Origin of the sequence: Cohnella phaseoli (assembly GCF_003386235.1) — a bacterium.
GTDB lineage: Bacteria > Bacillota > Bacilli > Paenibacillales > Paenibacillaceae > Cohnella > Cohnella phaseoli.
Window position 1 is genome coordinate 29,085 of sequence record NZ_QRDZ01000010.1, and the last position, 25,137, is coordinate 54,221.

General features: G+C 49.6%; 22 protein-coding genes. 12 read left to right on the top strand and 10 right to left on the bottom strand.

Features of this window, described 5'->3' with window-relative positions:
- Window positions 1–235 precede the first annotated feature (235 nt).
- Entirely contained in the window at window positions 236–490 is a 255-nt protein-coding gene (locus DFP98_RS14195) for a helix-turn-helix domain-containing protein (protein ID WP_116061268.1), read from the bottom strand.
- A 313-nt stretch (window positions 491–803) separates the two neighbouring features.
- On the opposite strand from DFP98_RS14195, the gene DFP98_RS14205 reads away from it, so the two are divergent.
- Window positions 804–1,130, top strand: a complete 327-nt coding sequence (locus DFP98_RS14205) for a hypothetical protein (protein WP_116061270.1) — start codon at window positions 804–806, stop codon at window positions 1,128–1,130.
- A 142-nt stretch (window positions 1,131–1,272) separates the two neighbouring features.
- Here DFP98_RS14205 and DFP98_RS14210 read toward each other — a convergent pair whose 3' ends face one another.
- The 4 genes from DFP98_RS14210 to DFP98_RS14225 form a co-directional block, all read right to left on the bottom strand.
- Window positions 1,273–1,692, bottom strand: coding sequence for a P-loop NTPase family protein (locus DFP98_RS14210; protein WP_220377098.1), 420 nt, complete (start codon window positions 1,690–1,692; stop codon window positions 1,273–1,275).
- A 566-nt stretch (window positions 1,693–2,258) separates the two neighbouring features.
- Window positions 2,259–2,873 carry an SGNH/GDSL hydrolase family protein gene (locus tag DFP98_RS14215; RefSeq protein WP_116061271.1) on the bottom strand — a complete coding sequence of 205 codons (615 nt, stop codon included), beginning with the start codon at window positions 2,871–2,873 and terminating at the stop codon, window positions 2,259–2,261.
- A gap of 158 nt (window positions 2,874–3,031) precedes the next feature.
- Window positions 3,032–3,685, bottom strand: a complete 654-nt coding sequence (locus tag DFP98_RS14220) for an SGNH/GDSL hydrolase family protein (RefSeq protein ID WP_116061272.1) — start codon at window positions 3,683–3,685, stop codon at window positions 3,032–3,034.
- 89 nt (window positions 3,686–3,774) lie between these two features.
- Window positions 3,775–4,455: a hypothetical protein gene (locus tag DFP98_RS14225; protein WP_220377099.1), complete on the bottom strand. Its 681-nt coding sequence runs from the start codon at window positions 4,453–4,455 to the stop codon at window positions 3,775–3,777.
- On the opposite strand from DFP98_RS14225, the gene DFP98_RS14230 reads away from it, so the two are divergent.
- Window positions 4,444–5,253: an S-layer homology domain-containing protein gene (locus tag DFP98_RS14230; protein ID WP_220377100.1), complete on the top strand. Its 810-nt coding sequence runs from the start codon at window positions 4,444–4,446 to the stop codon at window positions 5,251–5,253. The two genes, DFP98_RS14225 and DFP98_RS14230, sit on opposite strands and share 12 nt — an antisense overlap.
- Before the next feature lie 394 nt (window positions 5,254–5,647).
- Here the strand turns inward: DFP98_RS14230 and DFP98_RS14235 are convergent, their stop codons facing one another.
- From DFP98_RS14235 to DFP98_RS14250, 3 genes are all read right to left on the bottom strand, one after another.
- A complete protein-coding gene (locus tag DFP98_RS14235; RefSeq protein WP_116061275.1) occupies window positions 5,648–5,926 on the bottom strand; it encodes a retropepsin-like aspartic protease in 279 nt (92 codons plus the stop codon).
- A gap of 1 nt (window position 5,927) precedes the next feature.
- Window positions 5,928–6,170 carry a hypothetical protein gene (locus tag DFP98_RS14240; protein ID WP_116061276.1) on the bottom strand — a complete coding sequence of 81 codons (243 nt, stop codon included), beginning with the start codon at window positions 6,168–6,170 and terminating at the stop codon, window positions 5,928–5,930.
- Between the two features lie 647 nt (window positions 6,171–6,817).
- Window positions 6,818–7,015 carry a DUF2281 domain-containing protein gene (locus DFP98_RS14250; RefSeq protein ID WP_116061277.1) on the bottom strand — a complete coding sequence of 66 codons (198 nt, stop codon included), beginning with the start codon at window positions 7,013–7,015 and terminating at the stop codon, window positions 6,818–6,820.
- Between the two features lie 171 nt (window positions 7,016–7,186).
- Here DFP98_RS14250 and DFP98_RS14255 point away from each other — a divergent pair, with 171 nt between their 5' ends.
- Window positions 7,187–7,573, top strand: coding sequence for a VOC family protein (locus DFP98_RS14255; protein ID WP_116061278.1), 387 nt, complete (start codon window positions 7,187–7,189; stop codon window positions 7,571–7,573).
- Between the two features lie 50 nt (window positions 7,574–7,623).
- On the opposite strand, the gene DFP98_RS14260 is transcribed toward DFP98_RS14255, so the two are convergent.
- Window positions 7,624–8,568 (bottom strand): ketopantoate reductase family protein, encoded by a 945-nt coding sequence (locus DFP98_RS14260; RefSeq protein ID WP_116061279.1) that lies wholly within the window; start codon window positions 8,566–8,568, stop codon window positions 7,624–7,626.
- A gap of 148 nt (window positions 8,569–8,716) precedes the next feature.
- Between DFP98_RS14260 and DFP98_RS14265 the strand changes: the two genes are divergently transcribed.
- From DFP98_RS14265 to DFP98_RS14290, 6 genes are all read left to right on the top strand, one after another.
- Window positions 8,717–9,274, top strand: a complete 558-nt coding sequence (locus DFP98_RS14265) for a TetR/AcrR family transcriptional regulator (protein WP_116061280.1) — start codon at window positions 8,717–8,719, stop codon at window positions 9,272–9,274.
- 107 nt (window positions 9,275–9,381) lie between these two features.
- Entirely contained in the window at window positions 9,382–13,170 is a 3,789-nt protein-coding gene (locus DFP98_RS14270) for a GLUG motif-containing protein (protein WP_181917685.1), read from the top strand.
- 204 nt (window positions 13,171–13,374) lie between these two features.
- Complete coding sequence (locus DFP98_RS14275; protein WP_220377101.1) at window positions 13,375–15,066, top strand: helix-turn-helix domain-containing protein; 1,692 nt, start codon at window positions 13,375–13,377, stop codon at window positions 15,064–15,066.
- A gap of 103 nt (window positions 15,067–15,169) precedes the next feature.
- Window positions 15,170–16,228 (top strand): ABC transporter substrate-binding protein, encoded by a 1,059-nt coding sequence (locus tag DFP98_RS14280; protein ID WP_181917687.1) that lies wholly within the window; start codon window positions 15,170–15,172, stop codon window positions 16,226–16,228.
- 13 nt (window positions 16,229–16,241) lie between these two features.
- The gene (locus tag DFP98_RS14285) at window positions 16,242–17,270 is read left to right on the top strand and encodes an NAD(P)/FAD-dependent oxidoreductase (RefSeq protein WP_116061284.1); all 1,029 of its coding nucleotides are present in this window, start codon (window positions 16,242–16,244) and stop codon (window positions 17,268–17,270) included.
- A gap of 122 nt (window positions 17,271–17,392) precedes the next feature.
- On the top strand, window positions 17,393–17,746 hold the full coding sequence (locus DFP98_RS14290; protein WP_181917688.1) for a hypothetical protein: 354 nt from the start codon (window positions 17,393–17,395) through the stop codon (window positions 17,744–17,746).
- A 211-nt stretch (window positions 17,747–17,957) separates the two neighbouring features.
- Here DFP98_RS14290 and DFP98_RS14295 read toward each other — a convergent pair whose 3' ends face one another.
- The gene (locus DFP98_RS14295) at window positions 17,958–20,084 is read right to left on the bottom strand and encodes a hypothetical protein (protein WP_116061286.1); all 2,127 of its coding nucleotides are present in this window, start codon (window positions 20,082–20,084) and stop codon (window positions 17,958–17,960) included.
- 288 nt (window positions 20,085–20,372) lie between these two features.
- On the opposite strand from DFP98_RS14295, the gene DFP98_RS14300 reads away from it, so the two are divergent.
- From DFP98_RS14300 to DFP98_RS14310, 3 genes are read left to right on the top strand one after another with little or no spacing between them, the layout of a single operon-like run.
- Window positions 20,373–22,139 carry a sensor histidine kinase gene (locus tag DFP98_RS14300; RefSeq protein ID WP_220377102.1) on the top strand — a complete coding sequence of 589 codons (1,767 nt, stop codon included), beginning with the start codon at window positions 20,373–20,375 and terminating at the stop codon, window positions 22,137–22,139.
- Complete coding sequence (locus DFP98_RS14305) at window positions 22,114–23,775, top strand: response regulator transcription factor (protein ID WP_116061288.1); 1,662 nt, start codon at window positions 22,114–22,116, stop codon at window positions 23,773–23,775. Before DFP98_RS14300 ends, DFP98_RS14305 begins: the two co-directional genes overlap by 26 nt.
- Window positions 23,762–24,868, top strand: coding sequence for an aminotransferase class V-fold PLP-dependent enzyme (locus tag DFP98_RS14310; protein ID WP_181917689.1), 1,107 nt, complete (start codon window positions 23,762–23,764; stop codon window positions 24,866–24,868). The genes DFP98_RS14305 and DFP98_RS14310 overlap by 14 nt, the downstream gene beginning before the upstream one ends.
- Window positions 24,869–25,137: the final 269 nt, after the last annotated feature.

Genomic DNA, 25,137 nt, shown 5'->3' on the forward strand with positions numbered 1-25,137 from the left:
AAAATCGTTTGAAATGATGAAAAGGAGGAATGAGGGATGATAGATCGAAGGCGGATAAAAAAGCTTGATCATGAGGTTGAAATCAACATTTAAAAATACAAAGCCTTGAGTTATTAACATAGCATTAGATTAGGAACATAAAGTTTGTGAATGGAACTAAGAAGGAATCTTGACTGTAGAAGCCATGATCTAGGCAAGTTCCATAGTGACCAGCAGTAAAGTCATGTGAACAGTGTCACTCTTCAGTTTCTCCCCCCAATAGCTCCTCAAAGGAAACATCGAGAGCTTTGGCAATTGCAACGACTTCATAATCCTGGACAAGCCGGTATTGCCCTTCTAATCTGGACAGGCTAGTTGGGCTGATATCGAGACCGAATGTTTGTAGCCTGGCAAGAAAGTCTTTTTGTTTCATTCTTTTAGCTTTTCGAATGGCGACAACTTGAGTACCTATAATATTTTTATCGCCCGGCGGATCCTTTCGGTGCTTCATTTCCTGTCACCTCACCTCACATGCTATTTAAATAGTATGTGAGGATATAATTGTTTTAATTCGATATTCGCATTAAAATGAAATAAACCGATATTCGCATTAAAAATCCGAGTGTGCATCAGGTACAGTCAAGAGACGAAGCTAAACGAACTTGGCCAGGAATCGCTGGCGAAGGGAATTCCGCCTTCAGCAAATGAAACAGTTCTGGCCCAGAGCCGAAAAGTCGACGAGCTAGTCACCCGATTTCATGTTCAAAAAATGGCTGAAAGGGAGCAAGGGAATCGATAAAGCTTTTGTGGGGAGAGATGAGGTTATGGAGTTTCCGTCATGGTTCCAGAGCGCGATTCAGGAAAGGCTGGATGAGGTATCCGCTAGAATTCAGTTCCAAACGGATCTGAGAAAGTACCGGGAAGAGGAAAAGAACGCTTTCGAGGCGTTGTTCTCCGGTGTGAATATGACTCAATGTCCGGAGTATTCGGAATGGAAAGACAAACACCATTACTACAGAGGTCTGGAGAATGAACGGTTGTATTTACAAGGGATGCGCGACGGAGCGAGGCTGGCGATTGCGCTGATGTCCGATCCGTTTGCGGAGCAGGAGGGGGACGCCAATTCGGCCAGATCAAAATCGGAGCATTAGATGAGGAGGGGGCAAGACGCACCCCTCTTTTTGTCAGATGTATACCGTTCTATGTAATTAGGTGATGAAGATGTGATGCAAAGCTCAAGTCATTATTATCATAAATACGAATGACTTTTCCATTATATGGTTGTAACCGGGCTTAGAAGTCCGAGCGGTTATCTTCGAAGTCTCGCGTCCACTTATACATCATTTTCAACATCTTTATATCAGGTGTATAGTTACACTTTTCAATGCCCAGATTTTGTTTGAGAAAACGGGTTAAGATTCTTATTCGGCGTTTCCACAAAGGCGTATCTAGAAATAGGATGGTATCCGCCATTTCAAATAAACAACGATAGGACGATCGGTCTGTCCCTTCGAATATCCATTCGCCATGGCTATCAATGTCCTTAATAACCTCAATCTGCTCATCTGCGGTTCGTTTATATCGGTCGGTCTCCGTTCGATGATGAACGATAAGATCTAACTCATACCAAGGAATTTTTAGTGTTTCGGATAGCCGCTTGGCGAGTGTTGTTTTACCGCTGGCTACAATTCCAGTGATAAGAACCTTTTTCAATGAATTTTGCCCCTCCCGCTGAGAAGTTTAGGCTTATTCCTATTTTTCCGAGTTACAAGCTTTTCAGAATTATTATAGTGCATCATAGGAAACCGTAACAGATGAGAGATAACCGGTATCAGCAGAGGAAGAAAGTGACAAACGATGATTGTCCAGCCTTTCAGGGATCGTTGCGGGCGCATGTAAAGGAGACTTATGGGTTGATGATTATTGTAGGAACCGGCAAGGTTCAATAACTTTATTGCAATCAATATAGCTACAGGAAGCACATGGAAAAAAAGGATTGGAATTAACACCGACCGGAATGTTTGTGAATGAAAGTGTAAGAAGAGGCAAATTGCATGAATGAAACCGTCATGTTAGGATTAGGATAGAAAAAGGAGCCGGAGGGCCATCCGACTCCCTGCACAACATTCTGGGTGGGAAACCTCCAGTCAAAACTAGAAAATAACCCGTTCCCTTGAAGGTGAGGAGAGTGGGGAGGGGCAATAGGGTAATGGAACGCCCGAAGATCATCAAAAAAGCCTCCAACTTAAGGGGAGGCTTTTTGACCTGCGTTCTCGTGCTTAAATCCAAAACCGTCCGTCCAGATGCCCGGCGATATAGGCAGCCTGCAAGCATTGAACCTCTTCCGTATAATGCACGTGATCTCTAAATGCATTTGTACCAAAGCAACGCGTAAACGTATAGAGATCGATGATCGGAACTTCATGCGCGGACATGACTTCATCCGCGATGGCATTATAGGCGACCACATCGTCTTGATAGCGATAGATCGACGTCGAACGAGCGTTATGAATTTGTTCGACCGCATCCGTCGTCCGGATCCAGACGGGAGCCTGCGCCATCTCCCTTGCGATGCGCGCGATCTCTTCGAGATTGTCGCGATACGCGACAGGCGACACCTGCTTGCGGCCGGATACCGGGTCCGTCTTGATATCGTGCAATCCGCAATTGAGAAGCAGCACGTCATAACGGACTTGCTTATCCCGTTCTCGCCCCAAATAATCGAGAACCATGCCGCTGTCTCCGCCATTCGCTCCCACCGGACGATCCAGATCGGCGAGCGCTTCCTCTACTCCGCGTTTGCGATCGTACCGATAACGACCCTCAAGCATTTTCCTCAGATAAGGACCATATTGGATCGAAATGCTATCGCCCAGTACAAAAAGTTGCTTCATTCGCTAACCCCTTCCCCGACTCGAAAAGATCTAAACCTCGCTTGTTTTCACACCTTGCAATCGCTTTCATTCAGAGATTGTAGCAGATGAATGCGTCCCTGAGAATATTCACTATTCCCCATGCATATTTAATTCTCCATAATCGCTATTTCCATCCCTTATAACCAAGTATATCCCACAGACTTCAGCCATTCTCTTGCAATAATCATATGCCCTGTTTGCGATGGATGAATTCGATCTGCTGCTAATTCGGTTGGATGATGATGTTTTAGGTAAACATCAAATGCGGCTTGAACATCAATGTATATTGTACCATGCTTCTCGCTAATTCTTTTTACGGCAGCTCCGTATTCTAGGGTCATGATACGTATCTGATCATTGGGGTTAGTTTCAATAAAGAATGGCGTCATCAAGACAATCTTTTGAATTTCCGCGGCTTTGCTTTCTTCGACTAGAGCGCTCAATGTCGTTTCGAACTCCTCTAGCGATACATGCCACTCTTTCATTAATCTCCGATTATAATGACGCGCTACATCATTGATGCCAATCATAATGGAGACCCAGTCTGGCCTTAAATCGATGACGTCTGTCTGCCATCGTGTTTTAAGCTCTCTTACTGTATTCCCCCCGATACCCATATTGATCATCCGCATATCCAGCGTTGGGTAAGTCGCCTCTAGCATCGCATGAAGCTGAGCAACGTAACCCCTCCCAAGACTACTGTCCCCTTTCCCTTCGCCAATCGGACGAGCCCGTTCACAATCCGTTATAGAATCACCGATCATGATCACTTTTTTCCCACTCAGTATCATCTGTTTTTGCCTCTCCTTTTTGCTCGATATTTACAATACTGTTATAAATCCTAGCAAAAATGATTTCTGATGGAAATCATTATTATTATTTATCTAGCCGCCTCCCGAACCTGCTGTTCAAAATTGGCGATAATCTCTTTGCCGTAATAGTTGTCCATCAGATCGGCATAGTATTCCGGCCAGCGAGCACCCGACTTATCGGAGAACAGCAGTGTGATCAACAGTTCATTTTGCTTGGAGCGGAATGCGCTGACATCGATGCCGATCGGCGGGGACAACGTTACGCCAAGCTTGGGCTTGGTCAGCAATTGCGCCAGAAATTCGCGAATCTCCTTATCCCGCTCGGTTAAGCGAGGGTCGATGACCTGCAAACCAAGCGCCATAGGGGCTTCGGGCGTGAAGAAGCTCCATGTGGACAGCCAGTCCGGCGCCTCTGGCGTTCCGCTGCCTGTGCCGCTGTTATCCGCCAGCAATGTAATGGTATTGCCGCTTCGCGTGTAATGCTTTCCTTCAAACCCGTAATGGGTGAGCAGGAAGCCTTCCTTACTGGCCAGCCAATCCAACATCGCAGAGATTTGCTTGGCTTTCTCAGGATGCTTGTCTACCACCTTCTTGGAGAATACGAATGGAGCGCCTGGAGAAGGGAAAGTTCCTAGCGGTGCTGTCCCAAGCGGGTTGAACGGCACCCAATTCGCTTGCGGATTATGGATGCGAGACAGGGACTTATACTGGACGAGCCTGCACAAGGCACTGTGCGGGTGGAGCGCCACTCCAATCAGTTCATCTATACGCCGAAAAATGGAGCGAGCGGTACGGATACCTTTACTTACTATGCCATCGACGGCAAGGATCGCTCCAACTATGCAACGGTCACTATTGCTTTGGATGAGCAACAAGGCGGAGGCGAAACGCCGCCGGGCAACGAAGGGGGAGGGACACAGTCGGGGAACGGCGGTGGGGGAACATCGCCAGGCAACCGCGAAGAAGAGACGCCTGTGGAAAACGGAGGAGAAGAAACACCGCTGGGCAGTAACATTGAATTTAACGACATACAGGGGCACTGGGCTAAGGCTTCAATTATGGAAGCAGCCCGCCGGGGAATTATTGTTGGTTATAAGGACGGCACCTTCCGTCCGCAACAGACCGTCACTCGCGCACAATTTATTGTGATGCTGCAACGGGCGTTGGGGCTGGAGGGAAGCGAGTCGAGTCGCAGCTTCACCGATCTGCAAACGGTTGGCGCCTGGGCACATTCGCCGTTGCTGAAGACTGTGGAAGCAGGGTGGCTGACCGGCTATCCGGACGGCACTGTACGTCCGAACGCCCCGCTTACTCGTACCATGATGGCAATGATTATCGCAAAGGCATTGGAGCTGCAGCCTGGCGATGCACAGCAGGTTTCTTTTGCGGATGCTGAAGATATTCCGGCTTGGGGCAAGGCAGCGGTGGAAGCAGCGAGGAGCAAGGGGCTGATACGCGGACAAGCGAGCAATCGCTTCAATCCTGACGCGACGACAACCCGAGCAGAAGCCGCGACGCTGATACTGCGTTTGCTGGAGCTGGAGTAGAGGGCTTTACGAAGGAGGAGGCGATATTTCTCCTTTTGTGGACAACTCAACCTGCAAGATTCGCTTTATTAAACAAAGAAGCCGCAAAGAGTAAAAGCTTACTCTTTGCGGCTGTCTCTTGTTGAAAATCGATAACAGCGGGTGAATAATCTAGTGTCTCTCCTCCAACTGCATCAATAATGGACTCGGTAATGGCAGAAGCATCCTTGAAATGCAGCTACTGTCGCTATTTCTTTGGACTGCGAAATATGTCCAGTGCAGGGCAGAATAGAATGGTCGCAGCAGGTGCGTCGATTGCGATGGGAGCTGCACGGGGACGCGAGCAATTTTCGCACTCCATGTTACCTGTGTTTGAGGTTAGTTGGGTGCATTTCCATTCGATGTAGGTCAATGATCATATTGCCGCCTTTAAGAATATCTCTATGATTAATTCACCTAATTGGATGTGATCAACGCGTTTTTGGAAAGAGAATTCGTCTCCGCCGATCCCAAAGCTCCGTAGAAGCTTATCACCATTTTCAAACTTAATGCCTATCTCGGAAACGACATCAGAGGCTAACAAGGAATGCGCCGCCCCAGTATCAATGATTAGATTGTCAATGGTTAAGGAGCGCCCTCTATAGCAAATTGTCATGGAAGCTTGAAGTAAATTGTGGGCATATTCAATCTGCATTTCATCTACTCCTGTATAGCGGATTATTTCTAAGTTCAATGGTTATTTTTTCCTGGCCGGTATGATAAACAATATTATTATTTCTGCATTTGAACAGTTCTCTCGTTGCTTCATCAGGGTCTTGAATCGCTCGTACTAGAGCGACTTCATCAACAAACTGAATGTTATCCTTGGTATGAGAGTCAAGAATTTCAAGCAATACGTACTGATCAGGATAAATCGTACGAACCTCTTGCCATTGCATTGTTATCACACCTTTGTAGTATTTTGGTCATCTATTTGAACTTTGGATACATATAATTATACCTTATACAGGAATATGGGGATACCGTAGCCCAGTGAATACTTCGAATAGATTTATAAGGTGGACCCTATTGTCAAGACACTGTTTTTAGATCTAACTTTTCTGCATGCGGATGTAAGAACAAGATAACGGCAAACCGACTTTACCTGATATAGCCAAGCTAACGTCTTTTGACGAGCTAGATCGTGAACTTCTTCTCATGCTGGTAAAGCGTATCGAAGTGAAGGAGAACGGGGAAGTTAAGATTATTTACAACTTCAAGGTCTAACATAACAGCTTTTAGGGAAGGCGATGCCTGAGATGCCGCACATTCAGCCGCCTTCCATATTTTTATATGTTGACTCGCATACTCAACACATGTGGAAGCGGTAGTGTCATTGCATCGTAATTGGGGACGCCTAAACTCTAAGTCATCACTATGCACAACAACAGCCCTTCACCACTGAGTAGAGTGGTGAAAGGCTGTTGTCGCTTCATAATTCATTCGTCAAGCAGATACATGACTTGCTGTTTAACCTCTGTGAAAAGCGAAGGTTTTAGGTGTCCGCAGTTATTTGTATCGTGTATGACTTACAATATCTCCTTGTCTATACATTGTTCCAAACCTCATCGTCCACTGAATTATTCCAAAATTCCATACTGGTCAGGCTGGCGTGTTCGAGATTTTTTAATGCTTCACGTTCTCGTTTTGCGTTCAGGTATCCAATGAAAACGGCAACTTCAATGGCGTCCTGCTCAGGTATATGGTCAATGATGCGCTTCAATTCTTCTCTGTTAATGCTCACAATATCACGCCCCTTCAGAAGAGGTACCTTTATTGTAACACAAAGTATCTCTTTTCCAGAGAGTCTGCTGTTGCCCTTTCTAACAAAACCAAAAAGAGGGAAAAACCTATATACATCGAATGAGTTAAGTGCTGAATTGTAATAATGGTTAAGATCAGGGGGAGATTAGAAATGAAGTTAACCCATACTCGCTTGCTCGTAGATTGCTTTAAGGAATGTTTTATTTTTTACCGGGATGTGATGGGATTTGAACCCATTTGGGGAACAGAAGAGGGCAAATATGCCGATTTCAATACAGGTAATACCACACTCGCTCTTTATGATAGAAAATCCATGGCTGATGCGATCGACTGTTCTTATTCAGTACACGATCATTTTAATGATCGGGCAGTAATTGTCTTTCAGGTGAATGATGTAGACAAGGCATTTCTTGAACTGAAGGAAAAAGTCAACTTTATGTCGGAGCCGATTTCTAGACAATATGGGATAAGAAGCGTTAATTTCAGAGATCCCGCAGGGAACTTAATCGAGTTGTATCACGAAATTCCAACAGAATAAAATTGGAAAATTCATCGGTGATAAAGTTTTGATGGTTAGGAATCAAATTTCTATGATATGGAATTTTCAATAGCTTTGTAATGCTCTGTGTTTTCAAATGCCATAGTAAGACGCGGTAAAGGTATACCTAATTTTTTTGCTTCTCTCACAACTTCAAGTACCGCAAAACCTGCTTTACTGTTGTTGTATTCCACAAAAAGTCGCGGTAAGCTGCCCTTTGCAAAAATAACCTTGTTAAAAAGTATGCCGAGAAGTGTCGGTGGAATTTTAGTCAGCAGGAGGGAAATGGCATCAAGTTTTGCCCCTCTTGCTTTAAGTACAGGGATCATTTCTCTCATATTTAACCCAACATTTGCAAATGAGGTCCTATGGTTCATGAGCGCTGGAAAACTTCCCAGTTTTAACACCTCGGTCTCCATAGCTGCATTCATGGCAAAGTGATTCCATAACCAGTTTTGCATATCCTTTACCCAATTAATTTTAAAATGGGCACTTTCAAAGCATTCCTTGACCAATTGGTTATTATGCTCGGTGCCTACCCGTGGTTTTTCAAGAAATATCATTTTCAAAAAGCCACCTCTAAGCCTATTGTCCGCTATGCCGCCTCCTCCTCCGGGGAAGCCAAAGACAACATTATTCATAGACAATGGCGAGATCGATGATTTCAAATCTTGCCAAACATTATTGAATATTAGGACAGGGGTGTTTCCAGCAGCAGTCGATAGTAATTGGGCTGCTTCTGGAAGCTGTTCCGTGTTGACACTCACAATAATGAGATCGTAATTCGGGCTCAGCTCCTCATGAAGTTTGACGTTCCAGCTTTCTTTTATTAGCTGTTTCCCTCTTCGTGCGTCCCACATTTCAAGCTCTATATGGCTTCCGAAGGTTTCCTTTCTCCCTTTTCTAACGTAAAACTCAACGGTATGCCCTGCCTGTTCAAAAGCCCAAGCATATTGCGTCGATATCACACCTCTACCGAAAAATAAAATTCTCATGTTAGCCTCCCTAAAATAGTTGATAATCCTTGTTGATGATCCAACAACGTGTTGTATGATGTTATTGTATAGATTCACTATAGGGTCATCAACCATCAGATTTTTAATATCTGTCGGATAATCGATTGAGCAGAAAATGGAGGCAAAAATGAAAAAGCAACCTGAAATTACGGACAAGACAAGGCAAACCTTTATAAATGTATTCTGTGATTTATATAGCCAAAAACCAATCGAAAAAATATCCATTCAAGAAATTGCCAACCAATCAGGATATAATCGCAGTACATTTTATCAATACTTTACGGATATCTATGAGTTGTTGGACTACGTTGAAGAGCGTGTCATGAAATCCATTAACGAGGAAATGGCAAGCAGAGAGTTTTCTACACATTCTTTCCAAGATGCACTTCAATGTTTGGAAAATGCAGAGGAAATTTCTGTTTTTAAAGCCCTCTTGGGCGACTATGGTGCTGTTCATTTTGTTGAACGCCTGAAAAGAGAAATCCCCTTTGAGAAATTGATTGTGAATTTTCCATCAAATGAGGTCTTAGCACCCTACATAATTGAGTTTTACATATCCACACTAATATCTATATTTCGCCTTTGGATACGCAACGGCAAAGATCTATCGTCGGAAGAATTGGTCAAGTTGGTAGATAGCCTATTTGCAAATGGGATAACACCGTATCATAGCTCTGGCGCGTGATTTAGGGCCACATTCCTGAAGGGGGAGAGTCTTTCATAATTCTTTCACTGCTCTATGTTATGATGGCGCTGAAAACCAGGTGGCATTATAGCACTAGGAGGAGAATTATGAATCAGTGGAAGAAACAAGGCGTTTTGGTTTTAGTCGTCTGCATGCTGGTAGTTGGATTTTACCCAGGAGGGTTAACGGGAACTGCTCATGCAGCGGGTCCTTTTGCAGAGGGTAGCGGAACATCTGAAGATCCGTTTCAGATCGCAACAGCAGAACAATTTTATGAGATCAGGAATTATTCATCGAGTCATTTTGTTCTAAACAATGACATCGATTTAAGTACGTCTAGCGCATCTTCCGACTGGGTTCCGATCCCTGACTTTACAGGCAGCTTGGACGGCCAAGGTCATCGTATTACGAATTTGTATATTCATAGTACAGGAAACAACGTCGGACTGTTCGCCAAGGTTGGGAGTGCTTTGAGTAATGGGATTGTACATAATTTGGAAGTGCATGCCTCTCAAGTTCAGGGGATGGATAATGTAGGTATTCTGGCCGGCACCAATTTTGGCTCTATCGAAAATGTCAGTGTTACAGGAGCTGTATATGGGCAGAAAAGTACAGGCGGTTTGATCGGTTTTAATAATCAAATCGTTAATCGCCAACACAGGGTATTCAACAGCCATGCCGATGTATATGTGTCCGGAGTTATGAATGTAGGCGGTCTGATCGGCGACAGCTCCCGGAGCGATATTATCAATAGCTCTGCGTCTGGTATTGTTATAGGTCAAGGTAATCACGTGGGCGGTCTAATCGGTCAGAATGGCTCGAGCGTTACCCAAGGAAGTCACGCAACAAGTCAAGTCCAGGGTGTCGATAAGGTAGGCGGCCTGGTTGGTCGCAGTTTTACAAGTGATTACTCGGATAGTTCGGCAGCAGGTCAAGTTCACGGTGAGGATAATGTAGGCGGCTTGATTGGGGTTATAGAGGGGACTGACCATAGAACAATTTCTCAAAGCTCGGCGACAGGTGATGTCAGTGGTAAAAAATATGTAGGCGGCTTGATCGGATATGGCCTGAATAGTGCCATCACAGACAGCTCTGCATCGGGTGACGTTACAGGTCGGGGCGACTATGTTGGCGGTTTAATTGGGCATGCTCTGGAAAGTATCGTATCACACAGCTCTGCATCAGGCTCGGTCGTAAGCAAGGGCGGCTATGTAGGCGGTTTAATCGGACAATCTCGAGATGGCGACGTTTCCGATAGTTTTGCAACAGGCGATGTGAAGGCGAACCTGCGTTATATCGGTGGTTTAATTGGCCGCAATAGGGGGGGAGACGTCTCTAATAGTTACGCGACAGGAGCAGTTGTCGGTGACTTCGGATCTGTAGTAGGTGACTTTGGGTATGTCGGCGGCTTGATTGGTCGTAGTTCAGACGGGGATGAGGTGAAAGACAGCTTTGCTACAGGTAGTGTAACGGCCAATAGTGATTACATTGGCGGTTTAATAGGATATGCGGTAGGGAATGTTACCAATAGTTATGCAATAGGTCATGTTGATGGCGAACGGTATGTAGGCGGTTTGATCGGTGATTTTAGAAATGGTGATATTTCAAAGAGTTTGGCAGAGGGAATGGTTGCTGGTGAGGACTATATAGGAGGTCTCGCGGGATTCATTAAGGAAGGAAACACCTCAAAGAGTTCTGCATTCGGGGATGTTCGGGGCGATAGAAGTGTAGGCGGTTTGGTCGGTGAATATATAACGGGCACGATCACTGAAAGCTCTGCAATGGGGAGTGTCACGGGTAGCCGTAATGAAGGGGGGCTCGTGGGCAGCTTTCAAGAGGGCGACGTTACCTTAAGTTATGCTGCAGGCGAAGTAAAGGGTCATAAAAACACGGGCGGGTTGATCGGTGAGTTTGTAAATAGCTCTGTCACCTACAGCTATGCTGCAGGGAATGTCGCGGGTGAGGTTGACGCCGGCGGTTTAATCGGAGGAAATAGGAAGGGTGACATCTCTTTTTCTTTTGCAATCGGGAATGTGTCTGGTTGCGATGATATCGGAGGTTTAGTGGGTGACAACGATCAAGCGAAAATATCCAATAGCTATGCTACAGTTAATTTAACAGGGATGTGCAATCCAAGCTCTGATTCAATGGGAGGTCTTGTCGGGGATAATTCCGGAACCATTGAAAATAGTTTTGCGAAAGGTTCGATCGCCGGACAGATCACTAGAGCCGGTGGTTTAGTGGGTGACAACCGCTATATCGAAGGAAACATCGCGAACAGTTATTACGATAAGGAGTTATCGGGGCAATCAGATAACATCGGTAAGGGCTTAACTTCTGAACAAATGAAAGATATTTCCAACTACGAGGACTGGGACTTCGATACCTTATGGAAAGTAGATCAGCATCATGATGGTTATCCTTATTTAATAGGAATGGAGAGCATGCAAGCTTTCTTAACTTATATGGGGAATGATTCGAACGATGATAGCGGGTTGTATGTAAGTAAGCCCTATAAGACTGGCTCTTTAGTGACTATAGAGGATCTTGATTGGACAAGGACAGGACATCTCCTCCAAGGGTGGAACACAGAGTCTGATGGCAGTGGTGTACCCTATGGGATCGGTGATACGACACAATTAACTAGCAGCTTGCTGCTCTATGCCAATTGGCAGCCTATCCGTTCGGACAATGCGAATCTGGCAAATCTTAAGATTATCGCGGCTGGTGAAGAGTTAGCGTTATCTCCAGAATTTGCGGTAGAGGAGAAAAGTTATCGAACGGAAACCACGTCAAGGGAAGCAACGATTATAGCGGCTCCTTCTGATGCAAGAGCTACAGTGAGCTTGGAAGGAGACGAGCTGGCTGGAGAGAAAACAGTCGTTCTTGTCGAAGGAGACAATTGGTTTGAGCTTGTCGTGACAGCAGAGAACGGCGAGACAGAAACCTATAGCCTGACGATTCATCGTAAGGGTGTTCCAACAACACCGGGGAATCAACAGGGCGGCGGATCGGGATGGTCGCAGTCTAACAACGCCAATCTTGCCGACTTGAACGTTATCTTAGAGGGGAAGAAGCTGGTCTTATCACCAGAGTTTGCGCTAGAGGAGACGAGTTATCGAGCGGAAGCAAGGTCTAGTAAGGCAACGATTAAAGTGACTCCTTCCGATGCAAAAGCTACGGTTTCCTTGGGAAAAGAAAGGATAGATGGAGAGAAAACGGTCGCTCTCGAAGAAGGAGACAATGTGTTCGAGCTTATCGTGAAGGCAGAGAACGGGACGCTCAAGACCTATCGTCTGACGATTTATCGTGTAGCAACACAGGAAGCGTTGGAACCTCCGGTATGCTCATTTTCTGACATAACGGGTCACTGGGCGGAGACCTTCCTATGCGAAGCCTTCGAGCGAGGAATTGTAAACGGTCATACGGAAACGAGGTTTAGTCCGCAAAGCGGCATCACACGAGTCGAGTTCGCAGCGATCTTGCTCCGAACAGTGGGTCTGGCTTCTTCGGCTCCCACATTGACCGAGCATCGCTTTGTGGATCAGGATCAAATTCCCGCTTGGGCGACATCTACGGTTCATATTGCGGTGGAGAAGGGTCTATTATCCGGATATCCGGATCATTCGCTTCGACCGTTGCATAACGTGAGTCGGGCAGAGATGGCGACGATGATAGGGAGAGCGATGAAGTGGGGGAACTCGCCGGGGAACACAACCTTCCGCGATGATGCCGATATACCGCATTGGGCTAAGGGGTATATCCAAGAAGTTGTGGCGAGAGGTTTACTGAATGGGCGTGGCAACAATCGATTTAGTCCGTTAGAGTCGGCGACAAGAGCGGAAGCAACTGTGCTGCTGCTAAGATTAGGGCATGTTATTGACGAGTTAAACTAGGGAGAAAGAAAAATTAAACCGGAGATGTGCGGACGGAAATAGCGGAGAGGGGCGACAAGCCCCTCTTTTTTGCATGCTATCCAATTGACCGGAGATCATGTCGAGTCCGCGGGGAACGAGCCTGTCTATTGTTGAGAATGGTTTTCAGTGCTATGATCGATGAAAAAATGTACAGGAGCATTTCAAGCAAGGGGGGAGTCGCGCGTGTCGCTTTATTGGGAAGAAAGGCGGGACATGGAGCAAGTATTGTTTCGGTGGCAGGGGCTGCAGACGCTCGAAGCCTACTTAAAGCCGATTGCGAGCCATTTCTATACAAGGAATAACGTCTTGATCTATGTGACGGGCGGCAGTGCGGACTGGACAATCAATGAGCAGGTTATTAGGCTTGAGCCGGGAAGTCTTGCTGGCATTGCGGCTGGTTCGCAGGTGGAGATTATACATGCTGTCGGGTTTGGACTGAAGGGCTGGGTCATTGACTTTTGCCAATATGAGGTGCTGCGCACAGATCCGCATGGGGGAGAGCTGATGCGGCAAAAGTGGTCGGTTCCTGCAGAAGGACCGGTCGTATTGGATATTTTGGCGAAAGATGAGGTTGGGGAGCAGTTGGAGCAGCTGGCGTTTCCGGGAAAAGGACGCAGCGGTATCGAGCAGGAATTGATTCGCCAGCAGTTGCTTTACTTGTTGCTGGACACGTTGTACAAAGCGGCATATAGCGGAGAACAGACCGGCAATCAAGCTGTGAAGGACAAGCAAATTGCGAATAAAGCAGCGGATCAGGCTGTGCTGAATTCCATTGATTATGTGCATCAGCATTACGACAAGTCGCTTACGAGGGAAGCGATGGCGAAGTTGGCGGATCTTAGTCCATGGCACTACTCGCGCAAATTCCGAGCCATGACAGGAAAGCCGCCGCTTGAATATTTGAATCAATATCGGATATTCCGAGCGCAGGAACGCTTGCTGTTGGCTGGCGCCCTGGCTCAAGACGTTGCCAAACAGGTGGGCTTTGAGGACGCCTATTATTTCAGCCGCCGGTTCAAGCAATTTACTGGAGTCTCGCCCAAATCCTATGTTCGGAGCGTCGCCAGCAGCCGTATTTGCGTGTTATCGGCGACTTATGCAGAGTCGCTGCTGGCGCTGGGGATTGTGCCGCATTCGGTGCTGGTAGTCCCGTTGCTGTTGCCCGAGCACCAGCGGAAGGCCTTTGAACGGCACGGGGTAAAAATGATTCCTGTCCCGCAATATATGATTGATTACCAAGCCATTCAGGCGGAACGGACCCAGTTTATTGTCAGCCCTATGATAAGCGAGGGGACGAGGCGACATCTGATGACGATTGCTCCGATGGCAATCGGCTTTGCGGCCGATATGATGGGGGCGATCTCCCAATTGGCGGTCTTGTTTCGCAGGGAGCGGGAAGCGGAGCGAGTATATGCGGCTATTAGCGCTGCTGCGGCAGAGGCGCGCAATCAACTGGCAGACGTGATACGAACCCGTGCTACTGTGATGGTGCTGCGTGTGGAGCCTTTTGGATATCGTTACTTGGGGGCCCATTCCTTCGGCGTCTCTCGCATCCTCTATCGCGAGCTGGGATTGACGATTCCGTCTGTTCTGAACGAGGGTCAGGGCTGGTTTAACCCCCTGCGCCTGGAACAGTTGCCGCTTGCCAATCCGCGTTATATTTTTGTTGAGAATCGTATTACGGAAGGCGAGGATAATCAGCAGTCGTTGCAGGCATTGATGAGCAGTAAATACTGGCGTCAACTGGACGCGGTTCAAAACAATCGTGTTTTCCACGTCGAAACAGGTCTGTGGGTCAACGGTTGCGGACCTATCGGACATGCGGAAATACTGCGTCAGATTATTGCAAGCATTACGAAACAGGCAGCACAATAATCACAGATTTTAAGCACAATCGCCCATGGAGCATGGAACCCATTTTCGCTATTATTTGATAATGATAATTATTATCAACAAAATAGAGGGGAGTATATTTGTAATGTATAACCGTATTGTTGTGTTCGTGGTGACGGCAATGTTGCTTATTGGACTGACGGCGTGTGCAGACGGCAATGACAAGACAGTTGCAACACCATCAGGGAGTGCAAGCACGGGGACGGGGTCTGGCAACGAAGCAAATCATTCCGGTTCAGAGGAAGAGCCGCCTGCGGAGAAGCAAGCGGGAGAGACGCATGTCTACAAGGGCCCTTTGGGGGAAGTCGCTGTTCCGGTTCAGCCCAAGAAGCTGCTAGTGATGAATACCAGATATGCGGAATATCTAATTGAGATGGGAGTTAAGCCGCAATTTGTGGTGTTTATGCCGCTTTTGGAGCCCGAGTATCGAGCGGATTATTTCACCTCGCACGGCGTAGAACTGATTGAATACCCTCAATATGAGCAGAATTACGAATTGTTACTTAATTTGGGGCCAGATCTGATTTTGGCTCAAGGTCTTGGCATGGATGAAGCGGTATATGGGCAATTAAGCAAAATTGCGCCAACAGTGGCGCTTGACTCGGGCCCATCCATGGATGAAGCCATGCCGTTGCTGGCGGAGCTTTTCGGCAAGGAAGCCGAATATGAACAAGCCAAGTCGGCTTTTGATGCTAAGGTGGCCAAAGCAAAGGCGCAGCTTGCGGAAGCTTTAGGCGATCAGACGGTAATGGTGCTGCGCGTGGAGCCGAATCAATATCGCTATTTGGGACAACATGCCAAGATGGGCAGCAGCCAGCTTTTATATACGCAGTTGGGGTTGAATACTCCTCCGTATCTGGCTGACGCTCCGGACTGGTTCACCTCGTTATCGGCGGAGGTGCTGCCGGAGGTCGCCCCGGACTATATTTTTATCGAGCAGCGGGCAGCCGAGGGCATGGATTCGACGGAATCATGGAATCAACTGATGGAGAGCAGCTTGTGGAAAGGGCTAAAGGCAGTCAAGGAAGGAAAGGTTTTCCCGCTGGCGACCAATGATTTTGTTCAAGGCGAGGGGCCGGTCGGATACAGTCGTTTGATCGACTATATTGTAAGTTCGTTGATCCCCGGATCAGACGGAGCGTGAAGGGGGACGTATGATGCCGGAGCAAGCGGAGATTTATGATGTGACGATTGTTGGCGGCGGACCTGCAGGGATGTACGCGGCTTTCTATAGCGGCATGCGCGAGATGCGGACCAAAATCATTGAAGCCCAAGAGCAATTGGGCGGATTCATGCGTATGTATCCAGAGAAGATGATCTGGGATGTCGGCGGCGTGGAGCCGATTCGCTGTGAAGCCCTGATTGCTTCTCTGGAGAAGCAGGCGCGGACCTTCGAGCCTACTGTCGTGCTGGGTCAACAGGTGCATGGGCTCGAACGGCGACCGGATGGCACGATGGTTCTGATAGCCGACAATGGCGAGAGCCACTATACACGAACAGTGATTTTATGCGCCGGACGGGGGATTACCCGGATGCAGCGGTTGGATATCGAAGGGGCGGATCGCTACGAGGTAGCCAATCTGCATTATACAATCGTTAATCTGGAGCGGTTCCGGGACAAACATGTGCTCATATCCGGCGGGGGCCACTCGGCGGTGGATTGGTCGAATGAACTTGCTGCATACGCCAGTCGTGTTACGGTCGTACACCGTCGTGAGAAGTTTGACGCGCTGGAGCGCCAGATTACCCGGATGTATGAACATGCGGATGTACGCACGCCTTATTATCTTTCCAAGTTGTATGGGCAAGGCGAGCAAATTAGTCATGTCGATCTGACACATATGGAGACGGGCGCAATAGAGCGGCTTGAGGTCGATGAGGTCGTCGTTAATCACGGCTACAAACGCAATTATGGAGCACTGTTGGATTGGGGAATGGAGCATTCAGACTATGGAATTATCGTCGACGGCCAGATGGATACCCATTTGCCGGGTGTTTTTGGAGCGGGAGATTTCGTAACCTATGACAGCAAGGTTCGGCTGATTGCCGGAGCCTTCAACGATGCAGTACTGGCCGTAAATAGCGCCGCGTTGTATATGGATCCTACGGCCAACAAGATGGCGGGAGTGTCCTCCCACCACGAGATTTTCCGTGAACGGAACAGGACGTTTGCCAGACGTAATTAGGTTTCTTATCGATTCCCTCGCCGCTCTCGTCCAGTCGGATAAACCCTTGAATGAATAAGATATTCACATACAACGACATGACTTTTTCACAAAATCTTATTTATAAAAAGGGAGAATATGCGATGATTCGTAAATATTCGACTGGACCGCTAAATAACCTAACGGAGAAGGATAAGACTGTATCTAAAGATATTGTTGTGAACTCGCTAAACCAACATCAGCATAGGAATGCCCGAGTAAGAATCAAAGTGTATGCCTTAAATGGAAAGAAAAAATTGATTCATAACGTTGCATTTAATGTGAAACCGAGTGAGTCCACATACAATAGCTTTTTCGTGGGAAATGCGAAGCAGTATGAAGTTCAATTTATTACAAATCAATTGAAGGTTCAATTTGCGTCGTTTGGGATAAGTCCGAGAGATCGTTATGTTGCTGCACATCGAGTAATCAACAGTGAGCTAACAAAAATCGTATGAGTATGACTGCAGTTTGCCTTCCGGGGGTCTCCCTGGGAGGCATTCTTGCTATTTGAAGAGTGGGAAAAGGCAGGGATGTCGTGTGAGCGGCGCTGAGCATTTAACAAAGCAATGAGGAGGACGAGTTCGTAATAGCATGTCGCCAATACGGCTCGTTCTCCTCCTTCATCGGATTCTCCGATTCAACGCTTGGAGTATCCGCGTCGAAGCCTTAGCCGTTGGCCCGTGCTGCAACGGGCTTCGAGCTTGCATCGGATTCGGCCAGATGCACATCCAGTATCGTGACGCCGCCCGGCTGCAGCTTGACCTCGAAGCTTTGCTTGGAGGATATCTCGCCTGTGTAATGGTGAACCAGTCCGCCGGTTGCATCGTCTTTGTAGCGGACAGGCAGAATCGGGAAGCTTGAGACGACGCTCGTGTCCGCAACGATCGGCTTCATCGTGACGAAGGCGCGGCGGTATTGATGGTCAACGTTGTTGAACAGATAGAGTCGGTAAGCGCCGTTGGCGAGCTGGAATGCCATATGCGGCATATCGCAGGTCAACGGGCAGTCGGACAACTCCTTCAACACTAGCGCGAGCGCGTCGCGGAAGCCGGTCGTCACCTTGGCGAAGGGAAGCGTGTCGATAAGTGTGTAAGGGAAATCCTCCGCGTCGACGGGGTTGCCTTCCAGATCCGGCGTGCCATCATCGATTGCTAGCAGCGCCTCGACCGCCGAGCGGAGCTCGTCCGAGACCGGAACGTTAGCTCCGAAGACGAAAGCGGTCAACGGACGATTGCTGTAGCGGTCGGTGATGAGTATAGTCGGCTCGATACCGTAAGCCTCGGGCTTTATGTCGCCGAGAGCGGTGCAAATAACCGTTCCGCGATCATAGGTCGCGACCCTGCGCTGCTCTTCGGGGGACAGCATATCGAAATCGGGAACAAGCAACGTGCCGGTAAAAGAGTCCAGATCCTCCGAACGAACGCAGGCGCCGCAGTGCGTGCCGGCTTTGGCCAGCTCGTAGAACAGCTTGAACGGCGTCCAGCGGCGGGTGTTGATATACTCGATCAGCATCTTTTCGTAGGCATAGTCTGACCAGAGCATAACGGGGGACAGAGTACGCTCGACATCGGCGGAGAAGGCGATCTCCATTCGCTCGCGCTCCCAATTCCAGTCTTCGCGTTGGATACCGTCGCCAAGGCAGAGGAAGTAGCCCTCCAACGCGCGCCGCGAACCGCCCTTCTCCGCAAGCTGGTAGGCCATCATCGTATACAAGTCGCGTTCATGCAGGCAAGGAGCATGCTTCATCACGTCCCATTCTTCGGTCGCATCCTGCACGCCGGCCATGGAAATCAGATGACCGTCGCGAATATGCGCCGCCGTCGTCGGGGCGATAGCCATATACCGGTGGAAAAAGTAATCCTGGCTCTCCCAAGGAGAAGAGATATAACAGCTTGTCGGCAGAATGTTCGCCGTCAGGTAATCGACGCCCGCGCGCATGATTCGGGCCATATCCATACCGAGGCAATACTTCGTCTCGAACGGATCCGTGCAATACATACCAAGCACCATTACCTCGAGGCCGACGGCGTGCACTCGTGCGCAGATTTTCGCAAAGAAGCGTTCCCAGCGCCAGCACAGGAATTCAATCCATTCGGCGCGAGCGTGCCGCCAAATCCAGTCCCCGCGGGCATCCTCCGTCGCGGCTTCGTCGTTGCCGAGACCCGCCGTTATGTCCTCGGGCAGGACGAAGCCGGTATGGTCGACAAACTGCGTCACCAGGTCGGTCGAGTAGTCGCCGTGATAAATGTTCCCGTTCGGGCAGAAGCCATCCGCCAGATGGACGCCCTTAAAGCCGTAATCGACCAGCGTACGGCAAAGCTGATCGATGAAGAAGTCCTCGTAATAGGTCCCGTCTGCAAACCGTTTGAGCGCAAAGTGTCCGTGTCGCTTGCCGTTGCGGCGATGGCTGTAAATTTCCGGATGGTCGGCGATCCACTCGCGATGGAATCCGTCGCCGATCGTAGATCCCATGATCCCCGCATACAGTCCGGTACCGGCGTCGGCGAGATTGAGCGCGAGATCGCGCAGGTCATGATTGCTCCAGGGCTGTCGCTCCCGCTCGGAATTGCGCGGAATGCCATAGTAGGCGCAGTTGTCGGCGGGCAGCACATACTCCTCGTCCATTCCCTTGTGCTGGTGGACGAAGTCGGGATGGAACAGCAGCGCGCAAGCCCCGTCGGGGAGAAATCCGGTCTGATTCAGAAATCTTGCGGCACCTCGGTCGGAATCGTTGCGTTCGAAGCCGAGCATTTGCATCCAGATAAAAACCTTTCCGTTTTTGAGCTTCTCCATAATGCCTCACTCCTTGTGCTTTCTTTGACGTTGACGGTGATTGTCGTTCGGACTGAAAAGGGTAAAGAAAACGCCTTTCTGCGAAAATTATAAAAAGGGGGACGATAGATGACTACTTCCCATATTCCACTTTCCCTATCCTTTCTCCACCCCTTTAGATGCCGATCCTGGACGAGGCCCGAAAGGTAGACAAAAAAGAGTTAAAATAGAAAATGAGCAGTAGCGTGCAGCAGGTGCAATTTCGTATAATCTTGTAAAACGACTTGGATGGCAGCGGGGTGGGCACAGTTGAGGGCATTCAAGCATCCGAACATTTTCGTCAGAATCGTTGTTCTGTTTCTCGTACTCATTCTTCCTCTCTATCTGCTCGTGTTCGTCATCAATCATACGAGCGGCAGCATTCTGCGCAAGGAAATCGCCGGGTCCATGGCGTCGAGAATCGGCTCCTATTCGGCCCTGATCGATTCCGAGATCAACCATATCGAACGGCTGAAGACCGATTTTCTAAGCGACGAAGACCTGCAGAAGCTGAGCACGGTATCGGTCACGCTGAGCGACTACGAAAGATTGACGGCGATCAACCGCCTGAAGAAGAAGCTGCTGACGTTCAAGGAATCCGCGCGGCTCATCGAGGACATTCAAGTCTACATCCCCAACGTGGAGAAAACGATTCGCGTATCCTCCTATTCCGAACCGATGAGCGAATCGGAAATGAAGATGATCCGGGATTCGAATACGCTGCGCAGTCCGAGAATCATTCCATGGGGCGGCCAGCTCATCCTGGCGCTGTTCGATCCTCCCTTTTCCGGCGCAAGGAGTAATTTCTACATGAAAATCGTGCTGTCCCGGGACGCGATGCTGCAAACGCTTCAGCAGGTCACCGCCAAAGAGGACGGCAAATTTTATATGACGGATCTCGACCGAACCTGGATGCTGTCCAATTCGGAGTTCGCTGCGGATGACGTTCAGGCGAGCCTGGAGAATTTGTTGAAGGAAACGGCAGGAATATCCGACAGCGGGTTCGGCAGCTGGAAGCTGGAAGGACAACCCTTCTTCGGGGCTTATCAAAGCTCCAAGTACTTAAATACAATGCTGCTTGTCGCCGTTCCGGAGAACCGGATTTTCGGCATGTTGGACAGGTACAACGCGCTGCTCTGGCTGTTGTCGGCCGCCACGGTCGTTATAGTGATCGTGTTTTCCTACCGGATGTACAAGATCATTCACCGCCCGTTGCAGGTGATGGTGCGCGCGCTGAGAAAGGTCGAGGACGGCGATTTGAACATCGCCCTAAGCCACGGCAAGCATGACGAATTTCAGTATCTGTTCGGACAATTCAACGTAATGGTCAGCCGTCTGCGCGCGTTGATTCGCGAAGCGTACGAGGAACGGATTCATTCCCAGCAGGCGCAGCTCAAACAGCTCCAGTCGCAGATCAATCCCCATTTTCTGTATAACACGATTTTCGTGCTGCATCGCATGGCGTCCTCTTACGGGCTGCCCGATGTGACGAGATTTACGGATTTTCTGGGCAAATACTTTCTGTTCCTGACGCGCACGGGCGCAGACGCCGTCACTCTCGCCGAGGAATTAAACCACGCGGTTATCTACACGGAAATCCAGAAAATCCGTTTCGCCGACAGAATCGAAGTGGAATGGCCCGAATTTCCAGTGCGTCACAAGGAGCTTCGCGTTCCGCGCATGATCATTCAACCGATTTTGGAAAACGCATACAAGTACGGGTTAGAGAGAAAGACCCGAGGCGGCTCGCTTCGAATTTCGTGGGAAGAAGACGAGGATAGCGTGCGGATCGTGATTGAAGACAACGGCGATCATCTCGATGACGAGACGCTAAGCCGACTGAACCGTTCGTTGCTTAACAGCGAGATGGGGCAGGAGATCACGGGATTGCTCAACGTGCACCGCCGATTGCAGCTGTATTTCGGCGACGAGGCCGGATTGAAGTTTGCTAGAAGCCGGCTCGGCGGGTTGAAGGTTGTTATCGGAATTTCAGATCGGGGAGGGATTAAGCATGCATCGCTTGTTGATCGTCGATGACGAGCCGCTGATCGTGCACGGGCTTGTCGACTTTATTGCGCAGCAGGAACGTTGGCCTCTGGAGGTGTACGGCGCCCTGTCCGCCGAAGAGGCTTTGGCGATGCTGGACAGACACCGGATGGATATCGTCATCTCGGATATCGGCATGCCGGAGATGGACGGACTTGAACTGCAGAAAAGAATCGTCCGTCGATGGCCGAAATGCAAAATCATTTTTTTGACCGGGTTCAACGATTTCGACTATGTCCAGGAGGCGATGCGCCATCAAGGCTTAGATTACGTCTTGAAGGCTGAAGGAGACGATGCCGTCGTTCAGGCGCTGGAGAAGGCGATCGAGCAGATCAAGGAGGATATCCGCAAGGAGGAGCTGATCCTTCAGGCGGACAAACAGTTGAAGCTGGCGATTCCCTCGCTGCAAAAGGAACTGCTGAGCCATATTCTGCAAGGGGATCTGCATTCCGTTACCCGGCTCGACTCGTTGTTCGGAGAGCTCAACGTTCCGTTCGCATCGGACGCGCCTGTGATGATGGCGATGGTTCGATACGATCATTTCGGGCGGTTTCACAGCATTTACGATCGAAGCCTGCTGTCCTACAGCATTCAGAACATTGCGCAGGAGGTGCTGACGAACTCTGTCAGTCTGGTATCCATTGAGTTGGATCGTTCCCGGATGATGTGGTTTATGCAGCCGTGTCCAGATGGAGAGGGAGGCGGTTTGAGCGTGAACGACCTGCCGTACGCCGGGGGTTGCCTGGAGCTCATTCAGCAGACGTGCAGGGAACTGCTGGACATGCCGCTGTCTTTCATCATGAAGGAGATAGCGGTTCCTTGGGCGGAAGTCGGCGATCTTTATGAGGAATACAACCGGCTGCTGTCCAGAGGGTTGGGGATGGGCTCCGAGTTTCTGTGGATCTATGACGAGACGACGGCGATGCCTCATGAGGGGCGCCATACTCCGTTTCATTCCGGACAGCTTCGCAGCCGGATCGATTTGATGACGCTTTATTTTCAGAATGGGCAGAAGGATGCTTTCGAAGGCGTGCTTTCAGACATCGTTGCCGAGGGAGGACGCTTTACCGCCGATCCGTCGATCCAGCAGGAGATCTATTATTCTCTGGTTCCGATGTTCCTCTCGCAGTTGAATCGGTTATCGGGCGAGGAGCAGAGGGGGCTCATCGACATCGGCAGGCTGACGGGGCTGGGCGCCCATGTCTCGTGGAACGAGGCGATGGAGTACCTGCGGAAGTTGTCTTCCTCGATGTTCGCGGAGAGCCGCGGCGGGATGGAGCGGGAAGAGAATGTCGTCGTGCACAAGGTTCAGCGATACGTTCAGGAGCATCTGGGCGGCGATCTGTCTCTTGTGGCCATCGGGGATGTGATCGGCCACAATTCGAAGTATTTGTCGCGGCTGTACAAGAAGGCGACGGGAGAAGATTTGTCCGCCTATATTAGCGGTACGAAGCTGAAGAAGGCTCAAGAGATGCTGAAGGATACGAATATGAAAATCTATGAGGTGTCAGCCGCGATCGGCTTTCTGTCGGAGCCCTACTTCTATCGGTTTTTCCGCAAAGCGACGGGTATGACTCCTCAAGACTATCGGGATCTGCATGGAGGCGGGATACATGAACATCTATAAGCGGTTGGGCGTGAAGGAAATGATTAACGCGGCGGACTCCTACACGATTATCGGCGGGTCCTTGATGCCGAATGAAGTGATAGAAGCGATGTCGGAGGCCGCACGGGCGTTCGTGTCTATCGAAGAGCTGCATGATGCGGTGGGGAAAAGGCTGGCGGAGCTTACGCGCAACGAAGCGGCGATGGTAACGGGCGGAGCGGCGGCCGCGATGGCGATCGCTGCAGCCGCATGCATGGCAGGTGCCGATGGGGAACTGGCCGGGAAACTTCCTTGCGCCGAGGCGGGCAGGAATGAAATCCTTCTATACAGCTGCCAAAATAACGGATTCGTCCAGGCCGTCCGTCTGACCGGAGCCAAGGTCATCGAGCTGGAGGACCGCACCCCCGACTCCGACCGGCAGCTTCGCGAAGCGATTACGGGCCGGACGGCTTGTCTTCTCTATTTCGTATCCACACAGTTTGAAAGGTACGCCCCTCCGCTTGGCGACGTGATTTCCATCTGCCGGGAACGCGGCGTGCCCGTCATCGTGGATGCGGCGGCGCAATTGCCGCCCGTCTCCAACCTGTGGGCCTATACGGAGATGGGCGTCGATCTCGTCATCTTCTCCGGCGGAAAGACGCTGAGAGGACCGCAAAATACCGGACTGGTCGTCGGCAGAGAGGATTTGATCGCCGCCTGCCGCGCCCACTCCTCCCCGCGTTCGTCGGTGGGCCGTCCCATGAAGGTAAGCAAAGAGAGTCTGGTTGGATTGCTGGCGGCTGTCGAACGATACGTGGGCCTGGATCAAGAAGAGTTGTCCAGGCAGTACGAATTCGCCGTCGAGACGATCTGCGCGCATGCCCGCAGGCTCGGTCTCCGTGCCGAGAGGCTGTATCCGGGCCCTACAGGCCAGAGCTATCCCCGCGCGGCGCTTTATCCCGACCCGTCGTGCGGCTATACGGCGGAAAGCCTGCAAGCTGAGCTGAAGAGCGGGGACCCGATGATTTGGGTTGGTTTGTCCGAGGACAAGGCGGCCATTCTCGTTAACCCGCTGCATCTTCAGGATCGCGAGATCGCGCTCGTGTGCGACCGTCTAGCGCGGTTGGTTGGATAGAAGATAGCGAAGGCGGCCATCGGCACGTGGTCGCCTGACTTCGGCGGCTTCCAAGGCGCGGACGGGTATACGAGCTTGCGTTAAATGGAAAGCGCTTACAAAAGTGTTCTTGAGAGAAAGAATGGAGCCTTCGGAGTATCGCCTGGCGCATGAAGAAAGTTAGTGGAGAAAAGATAGAGAAAGTGGAATATGGCAAGTTGTTGCCCATTTGCAGTCAACCTATAATAAAAATCGTACTTCATAATCGTTCAGTATTCCACTAAGGAGGA